This is a genomic window from Methylobacterium sp. Leaf111, assembly GCF_001423285.1.
Taxonomy (GTDB): Bacteria; Pseudomonadota; Alphaproteobacteria; order Rhizobiales; family Beijerinckiaceae; genus Methylobacterium.
This window is the reverse complement of the sequence record NZ_LMNE01000045.1, coordinates 435,972-447,318: the sequence shown is the minus strand read 5'-3', so window position 1 is coordinate 447,318 and position 11,347 is coordinate 435,972. Positions and strand designations below refer to the sequence as shown.

The window sequence follows — 11,347 nt, the reverse complement described above, 5'->3', positions numbered from 1 at the left end:
CCGCTCCGGCCGGGCCGTCGCTGATGGAGCGTGCTGGCGCGGCTGTGCAGGCCGTCGAGAACCGCCTGCTGCCGACGGCACAGCCGGAAACGCGTACGCCAGCATCAACGGCGTCAACCGAAGCCCCAGGCCTGATGAGCCGCATTATGGGCGGCGCACGCACGGCCATCGACACCAGCAACCAGGCGCTACGAGGGCTGGCCCGCGGAACCGCGAGCGTTGCCGGCCTGCCGGTCGATGCCATGACCTTCGCGCTGAACAACGATAGCGACGTCCAGAACATCCTCGGGCTGATCGGGCTCGGCGGTCGCAAAATCGAGAACCCGGTCTTCGGCTCGGACTACAACAAGCGCGCCGTCGACAGCGCCATGGACGCCGGCACCGCCACCGCCAACCTGACGGGCGCCGGCCTGCGTCCGCCGAGCGCCGGGCCGCAGAACCTGTTCGAGCGCGGGATCTCGCGCGTCGGCGAGGAAGTCGGCGCCATGGCGCTGCCCGTGGGCGGCGCGATCCGGGCCGGAGCCACCATGGCGCCCGAGGCCATCCAGGGCCTGCCGCGCATCGCCCGGGCCTTCGTCGAGCCGGCGTCGATCGACGCGGCCAAGTTTGCGCAACGCGAGGTCGGCACGGCCGTCGGCGCGGGCCTCGGCGCCTCGGGTGTGAACGAGGTGACGCGGGCCGGCGGCGTGAAGGAGGACAGCATCGGGCATGCCGTCGGCGACATCGCGGGCGCCCTCGGCGGGGCCGGCGCGGTCGGCGTCGCGCGCCACATCGGGCCGAAGATCGCCGACGTCTTCAACGCCCTGCGCGGCGACCCGAACTTCGCCAACCAGGTCTCGAAGGACGCCGCGGTCGAGCGGATCTCGGAGGCCTACGGCCTGCCGACGGCCCGGCTCGGTGAGAGCGGCCCGACCAACACCGCCCCCATCGTCGACGCGATCGAGAACGGTACGCGCATCAGCGACACCGTCCCGGGCTTCCGGGAGAGCCTCGCCGACCGCACGGGCAACTCCGGCATCGCCGGGCTCGAGTACAGCCGGCAGGCTTCGGGCAGCGGCGCTTTCGCCGAGCGCACCCGCACTAACATCAAGGCGGTCGACGACGCCATGCAGCGGGTCGCACCACAGGGTACGCCGGGCGCGTTCCGGGGCGCCCTGGAGGAGCGGCGCGCGGGCGTGCTGCAGGGCGCAGACGACGCCGCCACGACAGCACAGCAGCAATTCGAGGAGGCCGCCGGGCGCCTGCGCTCGAGCATGCACGCCGACGCCCGGGGTGCCGACATCCGCGCGCCGCTCGAAGATGCACTCGGAGCCGCCCGGAACGTCGAGCGTGAGGCCTGGCAGGGCATCGACGGGCAGCTCCCGGCTGCGCCCCTCGCGCAGCGCTTCGCCCGCGTCACCGATGGCATGACCGAGAGCGAGCGCCGGGTGGTCGGCGATCTCACGGGCGCCCTCGGCACCCCGGGCCGGCTCGCGCCGCGCGCCCCCGTGCCCGACGCCATGAGCGCCATCACGGGCCGGGCCCCGCCGGCCGCGGCCGCGGACGCCGCCGACCTGCGCGAGATCACCAGCTTGCGGAGCGAGCTGACCACGGCGCAGCGCCAGGCCGCGACGCAGGGCGACGGCAACAAGGCGCGCCTCGTCGGCAACTACATCGACCAGATCGACGCCCACCTCGTGGAGCACGCCCCCGGACAGCAGGCGGCAATCGACGCGGCCCGCACTGTCTCGCGCGACCTCAACGACCGGTTCACCCGGCCGCAGACCGCCATCGCGCAGACGCTGGACCGCCAGCAGGGCCTGCCGCGCGTGCCGGACAGCGGCGTGCCCGGCCGGTTCGTCCAGCCCGACAGCGGCCGCGTCGCCGACTTCGACGCGTTGATGCGCGAGGCCGGCACCGACCCGCGGGCGCAGGGCGCCATTCGCGACGAGATCCTGGCGCGCGTGGAGCGCCAGCGCACGCCCGAGCAGCTCGACCGCTTCGTGACGGAGCACAGCCGCGTCCTCGACCGGTTCCCGGACCTGCGCGAGGAGATCAACGGCATGCGCGACCTGCGCGCCGGGGCCGACACGGCGGCGAGCACGCAGAGCGAGCTGCGCTCCAGCCTCGGCGACGCCAGCACTCCAGGCACGTCGAGCGTCGGACGCTACCTGCGCTACGGCGACGAGCAGTCGACGACGGCGATGCGCGGCGTGATGAACGCCCCGAAGCCCGCCAAGGCTGCCGACGAGCTCCTCAACTTCGCTGGCAACGGCAAGGAGGCGGTCGAGGGCGCACGCCGCACCTTCTGGGACATCCTCGAGAGCCAGGGTCGGAGCAAGGGTGAGACCACCGCCAACATCGACGGCGTGCAGCCGTGGATGCCGCGGCGCGTCGCCCGCTTTCTGGAGGATCCTCGGAACAAGGCGGTGGCAGAGCGGCTCTACCGGGACGACCCGGAGCACCTACGCAACATCGGGAAGATCACCGACGCGCTCCAGAACGTCGACACGCGCCTCCGCGCCCGCGCCACGGGCTCGTCCGGCACGGCGCAGGGCGTCAGCCAGGTCTTATCGCCGGAGACCCTGCAGAGCCGGCTCTACGCCTACAAGCGCGGGCAGGTCTCGGGCACCTTCCTCATCACCAGCATCGCCGCCGTCGCCGGCCGGCGCGGCGTGGCGCGGGCGCAGACAGAGGCCATCGGCCGATTGGTCGACGAGGCCCTGACCAACCCTGACGCCGCGGCGACGCTCCTGCGCGAGAACAACCCGGCCAACCGGGCAATCCTGGCGCGCAAGGCCAAGGGCTGGATCGGCAACGAAGCCGGCACCGCCATCGACGCCCTCAACGACGCCGACGAGGATCCGACCATGTCGGCGGTCAAACGGAAGGCAGCCGCCCGATGAGCTACACGCTTCACCGCCTTGCGCCTGGCAGTTACGATCTTATCCTCTCTGGCGAGATCGTCGGCAGTGTGGTTCGCGAGCTCGGTAACGGCAACGACGCCCCCATCTGGCACGCCGAACTGCTCGGTGATCCGCCATCGGAGAGGCGCCCGCCTCCGTTCAGCAGAATTGACCACGTGTTTGGTACTCTCGATGCCGTTGTGCTGTGGCTGGACGGTGCATCGGTTTTGGACACCGTTGAGCAGCGCTAGGTCCCGCTCTAAGTTTAAAGCTCGGGACGTGTGAGAGCGTCCGGTTTCGACCCAACCAAGTCGTTCATCACAAGCACCGGGGTCCTTATAAGCGGACATTCGGCATATCGCTGAACAGAAGTCTGGTCGCGCTCTTGATCGAGCGTCTGTTTAAGATCGGATGCGTCTCGGGGAGGCGTCGTGAAGGCTAATGTCTTTGACGTGTCGGGACTCAAACCCGTCCTGTGGCTTCCGCGATCATCTCGACGATGCGATCGGGCTGTGAGATCAGGGCGAGATGACTGGCCTTCACCTCGATGGTCCTCGCGCTCATGCGTTTGGCCATGAAGCGCTGCAAGTCGGGGTTGATCGTCCGGTCCTCGGTCGAGATGGCGTAGTAGCTGGGCTTCGTCCGCCAAGCCGCGACGGTCGTCTTGCCAGCGAGCAAAGCCTTCTGGAAAGGCTGCTGAACAGCATACAGAACCCTGGCCCGAGCTTCCGGCAGGTCGCCGGCGAAGTCGCGCAGGAAGGCTTCCTCGCCAAGCCGTCCCTCGTCGCCATCATAGACGAGGCCGGCACTGGCCGGGGGCGTGGGATAGGTCCTGGCCAACGCGGCGTAGTCCTCACCGGCGTCGGGCGCCCGTGCGGCGACATAGACCAAGGCAGAGACTTTCGGATCGACGCCGAGCTCGGTGACGATCATGCCGGAGAACGAGTGGCCGACCAGCACGGTCGGGCCGTCCTGCCGTACGAGTACGCGCCTCGCGGACGTGACGGCGTCCTCAAGATTGGTGAGGGGGTTCTGAACAGCCGTGGCGTTAAGACCCAAAGCCTGCAGGCGTGCGATGACCTCGGTCCAGCATGACCCGTCAGTGAACAGGCCATGCACCAGCACCACGTTCTTGGCGACCGCGCGCGCCTGCGCGTGAGCTAAGTCGGGGGCGGCGGATGTCAGGGCCGCGGCGGCGAGCAGGGTCGAGAACTTCCGACGGTCCATCATGGCATAGCCTTCTAGATTTCAATGAGGAACGGCGACCGGCCCCGCAGCGAGGCCGGCCGGTACGATCCTAGACTCAAGCTACCGCTTTGCGGCGAAAGGTCAGGAGGAGTGCAGAAACGAGGAAATAGAAGGCGCCGAAGGCCGCGTAGGGCGCTAAATCCGCGATGCTGGGAACCCCCGAGCCCAATGCCCGGCTGACGAAGATCCCACCCGCGAGCGCCGACTGCGCCCCGCTGAGGATCATCGCCCACTGTGCGCCGGCCGTCTTCCAGCGGCGCACGCCGGTCGCGAGTTGGAGGAGCCCAGCGAGTGTCGCCCAGACGCCGAACACACCGAGCACCGTGTTCATGTTGCCGAGGGTGGCGGCCACGGCAACGGTCGTGACGCCGCTGACGACGACATTGACGAGTTGGGTCGGGTTGCGTGCAAACCCGCCGTTTCGTCTCGCGTCGATCAGATTGCCGATCGCGTCCCAGGCCGGGTAGGCGACAAGTAAGGCGGCAGCAATCGGTGGCACTGTTCTACCGACTGCAAAGGCGGCTGCGACCCAAAGCGCCGCAACGCCGGCGCGTAAATAGTAGTAATTCCTTAAGTCGGTTTGCGCCGGGATGGCCCTGTCGAGGGAGGGCGGCCGAGAAACGTTGCCAAGAACCTGGGATGTCATTTGATCCTCCACTTACCAACTAGTCGGTAAGCTCATTAGCCCGTTGATCGCGTGGCCGCAAGCCCTTACTTACTAGTCAGGAGGTGACAATGAAGGCAGCGATGACGACTTCGGACCGCATCCTTGGCGAGGCGCGGAACCTCATCATGGCTCGCGGCTACAACGGCTTCAGTTATGCGGACATCGCTGCGGTGATCGGCGTCAGCAAGGCGAACGTGCACCATCATTTCGCGGGCAAAAGCGACCTCGCAACTGCCGTCGTCGAGCAGTCGCGCTCCGGCATCCAGGCCCAGGTGCGGAGCCTGGAAGATTCGGACCTGGATGCCGCCGAGCAACTCCGTGCGTATGCCCGCTATTGGGAACGATGCATCTTCGACAACTCCGCACCCTTCTGCATCGGCGCGATGTTGGCGGCTGAACTGCCAAGCCTACCGGATGATGTCGCCACGGCAGTCAGAGCCTTCTTCGCCGAGCTGAGTGGATGGTTGACGAAGATCCTCGTCCTTGGACTTCGCCAGGGCAACGTCACGCTCGTTGGTACGCCGGAGGAGGAAGCTGACGCATTCCTGTCTGCTGTCTATGGCGCGATGCTTTCCGCCAGAGCCTTTGGCGACCCGCGCCGCTTCACCGTGATCGTCGAGACGCTGCTGTCGCGTGTTGTTCCGTTCCGGTAAGCCGGGAGCGGTTGCACCGACGCAATGCGTTTCGGCGTCGTGGTCGTCGCCCGCGGAATGGCATCGAACTGGGTTACGTCCAAAGGCGAGGCAGGGACGCGAGCTTACGCGAACTCGCGAATGCCCCGATCGCCCCATCCTCCAGGGGGGCAGACAATCGGTTGCTCGGCCGTCAGCGGAGGTTCGGCGAATGGCCGGCCGTAGCCGGAACATAGCGTAGCTTTGAAAACAAAACTCCCTTGAGTGTTCGCCGAATTAAGTTCGCGGAGGGCTGGCCGCTCCACGTGAGTAAGTCTGCTTAGCCCGCGTCCGGTCCATTTTCTTCGCGTGCTGTCGCGAAAGCGCCAGACGGCTCGACGTGCTCGCTGGCTGGCAGGACTAGGACCTTCGTGTTGACGGGTACGCGGCCGTAGAGATCAATGATGTCTTGGTTGAACATCCGGATGCAGCCGGACGAGACGTTCGTACCAATGGTATGCGGCTCCGTCGTGCCATGGATGCGGTAGAAAGTGTCCAGGTTGCCCTTGAACAGGTAGAGCGCGCGCGGGCCGAGCGGATTCGTTAGGCCTGGCGCCATGCCATTACGCCAAGGTCCGTTGCGCTCCGGTTCGCGCCGGATCATGTCCGCTGTCGGCGTCCAGCGCGGCCACTCCGCTTTGCGCTTGATTTCGGCTGTCCCGTTCCAGGCAAGACCAGCCTTGCCGACCCCAACACCGTACCGCAGGGCCCGACCGTTCTCGCGCACGAGGTAAAGGTACTTATTACCCGGATCGACGACCACGGTGCCCGGCAGTTCACCTCGCGGGTAGGCGACCTCCTGACGAAAGTAACGCGAATTGACCTCGGTGACGTCGGTTGCTGGCAGCGGGAAGCGCTCGGTAGGCTTCGCCGCATACATGGCAAGGAAGCTCGGGTGCACCGGCGCGACGCTCGCGATGACCTCTACCTCGCGATTGGTCGCCATGCAGCCTGCCGTCAGCAAAGTGAGCGACAGGACGGAAGCACCGCGCAACACTCGGGCACGGGAAAGAGCTGGGCCGTCGGGAAGACAATTTGTCATGGGTCTGCGGTAAGATCCAGTCATTGCGTCGGGGACACCGTATTTATGAGCGGGCACACAGCAAATTTCGGGCTATGGAGCCCGCTGTCGCGTAACCCCCCAGAATAACTCCAGGATCGATGCGCACGCCCCCACCGAATTCTTTGATCTTCCGGAAGTCGGTCCGGTGCGAACCACCTTTACAGCTTTCTCAGATTTCGTCCTGCCACCTGCGCAGATCAGTCTGATCATGATAGGCCATGCGATCAGGCGTGGTAATAAATTCCACCGTCGTGCCCCAGGGCATACGGCAATAGCAGACCTTGTTTCCCGGACCTTTCTCGGTTGCATAGGGAATCGGACGTGGCGCGGTGAGGGGAGTGCCTCCGGCCTTCTCGAAGCGCTCGACCGATGCTTCGATGTCGTCTGTATAAAGACCGAAGTGCGTGATACCGATATCGCTCGCTCGAACCGGTTGGGCCTGTTCGGGGCCGTGCATTTGAAAGAGTTCAATGTCGGGTCCGGTCCCGATCTTGACCATCGCCTGCGCACGGACGACAGTTCCAGGGGCTGCGCCAACAGCCCGCTCGAATTCGGGCCCATGCCTAGACGGGTCCTGCGGTCCGAAGGACTGATAGATTACCTGACCGCCTAAAGCTTCTACCAGGAACGACTTTGCAGCTTCGATATCGGGCACGGTGATGCCGATATGATTGATGCCGCGAATGTTAGGTGCTGTCATACTAGTTACCCTTTCTTATGAGATCGAGCACTTACAATCTGATTGGCCCACGACGGCACGACAGAAGATTCAGTTGTCTTTGAGGAAGTCGATCAAAGCTTTGGCGACTTCGCTCGGTCGCTCATCGGCAACATAGTGACTGCATTGCGCGATCGAGCCACCCCTAACATCATTGGCGAATTCTTCGAGCATAGGCACCATCTGCGCACCAAAACGCTGGTCCCCACCGAGAGCGAGCACTGGTATATCTAGCGGCTGCTTCTTATACTCGAGCGCAGCTGCATGGTCGGTGGCAAGGGCGCGATACCATTCCAAGCTCCCGCGGGTGCGGCCAGGAAGCGCCATCGCTTTTGCGTAGATCTCGATGTCCGCTAGATTAAAAGTGCTGTGATCGTAGAACCGCTCTGCCATAAATGTCGAAACATAGTCGTACTCACGGCCATGGATCAGACGCTCGGGCAAATCCCGGTTCATATGGAAGCTGAAATGCCAGAGACTCGCGGCAGTTGCCTCCCAACCGGTCCAGCCGGGAAGCGGAACATCTAGAACGGCAAGATGCGTAACAGCCTCTCGATGAAGTGCCGCTTGGGGCAACGCCACCATGCCGCCGATGTCGTGTCCGCACACGGCATAGCGTTCGTGCCCGAGGGCAACCATGATTCCGTGCGCATCGCGCGCCATCGTCGCCTTGTCATAGCCGTCGAGCGGGCAGTCGGAATAGCCGGCGCCCCGCATATCCATGGCCACCACGCTGAAATACTCGGCCAGCAGCGGCATCACATGGTGCCATTCCCACCATGTCTCCGGCCAGCCATGCAGCAGAAGAATCGGCGGCCCTGAGCCCCCCCTGACGGCGTTGATCTTGATGCCATTCACCGGCACCAGTTGCTGGGTAAACCCCTTCAAAGCTGCGATCATGATCGCTTTCCAGTCGAGATGGACGTTCGAACAAAGCTCACGGCCAGCGCTCAGCGCTGTTTGAAATCGGTGGCGATGGTGATGTCGCGCCAGGCGTCGATATCGCTGCGGAAGGAAGCCATCTTTCGCTCGGCGATTGAATGTGCGATCGGGCCGAGCGGCAAACGAAGCGGGGCGTCATCGGCATCAACTGCCCGCAGGATCACCGCGATCGCCCTGTCGGGATCGCCCGCTTGATTGCCGTTGTTGGTTTCGCGATAGTGCTTGCGCGAGCTCGCGGCGTATTCCGGCATCACGTTGGCCGCCATCCTGATCGAACGGCCGAGGAAATCGGTACGAAACGGACCAGGCTCGACGAGCAACACGCGAATGCCGAATGGCTTCAACTCGCCGGCGAGCGCTTCGGAAACTCCTTCCACAGCGAACTTGGCGGCGTTGTAATATCCGGCACCGCCGCTGCCGGCGATGCCAGCCCCGGACGACATATTGACGATCGTTCCGCTCGAACGTCGTAGCACGGGCAGGGCGGCTCGGGTGGTTTCGATCATACCGAAAACGTTCACCTCGAACATCGGCCGGTACTCCTCACGCGTACCTTCCTCAATCGCGCCGAACAGTCCGTAGCCGGCATTGTTCACGAGCACGTCAAACCCATCGAAGATCTCGACCGCCTTTGCGACCGCTGCCTTGGCCGCCGCCGCATCGGTCACGTCCAGCGGCAAGGTGATCATCCGGCCATCGAAAGGCTTTGCCATTTCCTCGATCGTCTTGACGTCGCGGGCCGTCGCGATGACTTGGTCCCCGCGCTGTGCCGCAGCGAGTGCGAGTCGGCGGCCAAAGCCGCTCGAGCAGCCTGTGATCAGCCAAGTTTTCATTCCGCAATCTCCGCACCTTTCTTTGGAAACATCAGATGGACACCGTCGTGGAACGTCGGATCGACCATTATCGGCCGATCCTTTTCTCAGCTCCTGCCGAGACAGCTTTGAAGCGGCGAAATCGTAAAACGACACCTCTCCAGGCGATGAAAGATATCTAGACGATCTAGTTTGTTCGTTAAGTGACATAAATGTATTCTTATTGTTCAGTTTTGTACGGGTGTCGCGATGGAATGGAATGACGTCAGAATCTTTCTAGCTATTGCGCGATCCGGCACGCTCGGGGGCGCCGCGCGGTCACTTCAAACAAGCCATCCGACCGTCGGCAGGCGTTTGCGTGCACTTGAGCAGGCGATCGGTCACACGCTCTTCCAGCGGACCGCTGACGGTCTTGTCCTGACCGAAGAGGGCCACGGGATCATCGCGCTGGCGGAGCAAATGGAGGAAGGCGCGCTGTCCATGGAGCGCCGGCTTGCGGGGCAGGAGCAGAATCTCAAAGGCAGTCTGCGGCTTTCATCGGCGGACTGGTTCGGCGCCTATGTCCTGCCTCCCATCCTGGCAGATTTCGCGAACGCCTACCCAAATGTCGATGTTGAGATACTGACCGGTACGCGCCTGTTCAGTCTCGCCCAGCGAGAGGCCGACGTCGCTTTTCGGATCGTTCCTTTCAACACTGCCGATGTCGTTCAGCGGCGGCTCTTCAGGCTCGACTACGGCGTTTACATCGCCGAGGCGGCGCCTGATCCCAAATATGGCGATGGGACTGGTTTCCGGCTGATCACCCATGACACATCCACGGGCCACTTCCCTGACATCGCGTGGCTGATCGAGAGTTTCCCCAACGCAAGACTCACCTTGCGCTCGAACAATCGCAACGTCCAAGGGCGCATGTGCAGGCAAGGCGTCGGCATCGCTGTCTTGCCATGCGTGGTCGGCAATCAGATCCCGGGCATCCGAAGACTGGAACTGCCGACGTCGCCGCCAGCGCGAGACATCTGGATGGGATACCACCGGGATCTACGACGTCTTCAGCGTCTTCGTGCGTTCATCTCGACCGTATCGGATCATCTTGTGAACGCGACCGCATGAAGTGCGACCAGGAGATGATCCAAGTTTGCCCGAAAAAATTCTGCGATCGACGCAGCTGTCTCGGCTGGTCAGTCATCATGGAGTCAGCGTCCGGTTGCCCGAGGTTCGATCATTGTTGCATGCGGCGGACGACGGCTGCCTTAATCAGCAAGGTACCCGAGTTCGGCAGGCGCGAGGTCGCGCGCATGGATAGCGCGACCACGAGGCCTCTAGAGCCTTTGCCGGTCATGTTGGGTCGAAGGCATCGTATCCAGCAGCGGCGACATAGTTTCGGCATTCGTACGGGCGGAAGGTCTTGAAGGCTTCTTGGATGGCAGCCCAGAGGTCTGGCACCGTGCGCGCGGCGGCCGTTCGCAGGAGCGCCTTCAGCTTGGCGAAGGCTTGCTCGATCGGGTTGAAGTCCGGGCTGTAGGCTGGGAGGTAGAGCAGACGCGCGCCGGCCGCCTCGATGGCCTTCCGCACGCCGGCCACCTTGTGGACGTTCAGGTTGTCGAGAATGACCGTGTCGCCGCGCTTCAGCACCGGGACCAGGGTATCGGTGACGTAAGCCAGGAAGCGCCCGCCGTTCGTCGCTCCGTCGAACAAGGTGGTGGCGACGAGGCCGCTGGTGCGCAGGGCGGCGGTGACGGTGGTAGTCTTGTAGTGCCTGTGCGGAGCGGAGATGCGGCAGCGCTCGCCCCGTGGGGATCGGCCATAGGGCCGCACCATGTTGGTGGCGGCAGCGGTCTCGTCGATGAAGAGGAGGCTGTCTGGATCGAGATCGAGTTGGCCGTCGAGCCAAGCGTCCCGGGCCGCCCTCACGTCCTCGCGCTGCTGCTCGTCTGCATGAAGAGCCCCTTTTTACGGGTGATGCCGTGGCGACCGAAGAACCGCCACAGCCCGCTCGTGCTGGTTCGGACACCCTGCTGGGCTAGCCTGTCGCGTAGCTCCCGCAGGAAAATCTGCGGATGCTCGCGGCAAATCTCCAGGATCGTCTCGGCATGAGCCTCGATGGCGGGCGGGGACCGGTCCCTGCCCGCGGGCTTGGGGGCGATCTCGCCCGCATCCCGGAAGCGCGCGTGCCACCGGATCGCGCTGGCCTTCCCGACACCGAAGCGCTCGGCCGCTTGCCGGCGCGACGATCCTGCTTCGACCGCTTCGATGACCCGTTCACGCAGATCGACTGACAGAGCTGATGGCATGGCGCTCTCCTTCGAAAGCGCGCCATCGAAGCAGACTGCGCCCCTCACCG

General features: G+C 64.3%; 11 protein-coding genes. 4 read left to right on the top strand and 7 right to left on the bottom strand.

What is annotated here, in order from left to right:
* The first annotated feature begins 134 nt into the window (after positions 1-134).
* Both ASF41_RS18835 and ASF41_RS18830 read left to right on the top strand, forming a co-directional pair.
* The gene (locus ASF41_RS18835; RefSeq protein WP_156653369.1) at positions 135-2,885 is read left to right on the top strand and encodes a hypothetical protein; all 2,751 of its coding nucleotides are present in this window, start codon (positions 135-137) and stop codon (positions 2,883-2,885) included.
* The gene (locus ASF41_RS18830; RefSeq protein WP_056495844.1) at positions 2,882-3,136 is read left to right on the top strand and encodes a hypothetical protein; all 255 of its coding nucleotides are present in this window, start codon (positions 2,882-2,884) and stop codon (positions 3,134-3,136) included. Before ASF41_RS18835 ends, ASF41_RS18830 begins: the two co-directional genes overlap by 4 nt.
* Before the next feature lie 211 nt (positions 3,137-3,347).
* Here ASF41_RS18830 and ASF41_RS18825 read toward each other — a convergent pair whose 3' ends face one another.
* Positions 3,348-4,115: an alpha/beta fold hydrolase gene (locus tag ASF41_RS18825; RefSeq protein WP_056495841.1), complete on the bottom strand. Its 768-nt coding sequence runs from the start codon at positions 4,113-4,115 to the stop codon at positions 3,348-3,350.
* Positions 4,116-4,188: 73 nt separating this feature from the next.
* The gene (locus ASF41_RS18820; RefSeq protein ID WP_244479707.1) at positions 4,189-4,779 is read right to left on the bottom strand and encodes a DUF308 domain-containing protein; all 591 of its coding nucleotides are present in this window, start codon (positions 4,777-4,779) and stop codon (positions 4,189-4,191) included.
* Between the two features lie 89 nt (positions 4,780-4,868).
* On the opposite strand from ASF41_RS18820, the gene ASF41_RS18815 reads away from it, so the two are divergent.
* A complete protein-coding gene (locus ASF41_RS18815) occupies positions 4,869-5,453 on the top strand; it encodes a TetR/AcrR family transcriptional regulator (RefSeq protein ID WP_056495840.1) in 585 nt (194 codons plus the stop codon).
* Between the two features lie 298 nt (positions 5,454-5,751).
* On the opposite strand, the gene ASF41_RS18810 is transcribed toward ASF41_RS18815, so the two are convergent.
* The 4 genes from ASF41_RS18810 to ASF41_RS18800 all read right to left on the bottom strand — a co-directional run bounded on the left by ASF41_RS18810 (position 5,752) and on the right by ASF41_RS18800 (position 9,027).
* Positions 5,752-6,417: a L,D-transpeptidase gene (locus tag ASF41_RS18810; protein WP_244479706.1), complete on the bottom strand. Its 666-nt coding sequence runs from the start codon at positions 6,415-6,417 to the stop codon at positions 5,752-5,754.
* Positions 6,418-6,703: 286 nt separating this feature from the next.
* Positions 6,704-7,234: a VOC family protein gene (locus ASF41_RS24210; RefSeq protein WP_082504670.1), complete on the bottom strand. Its 531-nt coding sequence runs from the start codon at positions 7,232-7,234 to the stop codon at positions 6,704-6,706.
* 69 nt (positions 7,235-7,303) lie between these two features.
* Entirely contained in the window at positions 7,304-8,152 is an 849-nt protein-coding gene (locus ASF41_RS18805; RefSeq protein WP_056495834.1) for an alpha/beta fold hydrolase, read from the bottom strand.
* Positions 8,153-8,202: 50 nt separating this feature from the next.
* Positions 8,203-9,027, bottom strand: coding sequence for an oxidoreductase (locus tag ASF41_RS18800; RefSeq protein WP_056495832.1), 825 nt, complete (start codon positions 9,025-9,027; stop codon positions 8,203-8,205).
* 228 nt (positions 9,028-9,255) lie between these two features.
* Between ASF41_RS18800 and ASF41_RS18795 the strand changes: the two genes are divergently transcribed.
* A complete protein-coding gene (locus tag ASF41_RS18795; protein ID WP_056495830.1) occupies positions 9,256-10,116 on the top strand; it encodes a LysR family transcriptional regulator in 861 nt (286 codons plus the stop codon).
* A 225-nt stretch (positions 10,117-10,341) separates the two neighbouring features.
* Here the strand turns inward: ASF41_RS18795 and ASF41_RS24205 are convergent.
* Positions 10,342-11,297, bottom strand: a protein-coding gene (locus ASF41_RS24205; RefSeq protein ID WP_156653368.1) for an IS630 family transposase whose coding sequence is annotated in 2 segments (ribosomal slippage) — positions 10,342-10,952 and positions 10,952-11,297 — 957 coding nt in all. Because the reading frame shifts where the segments join, the coding sequence is not laid out codon by codon here.
* Positions 11,298-11,347: the final 50 nt, after the last annotated feature.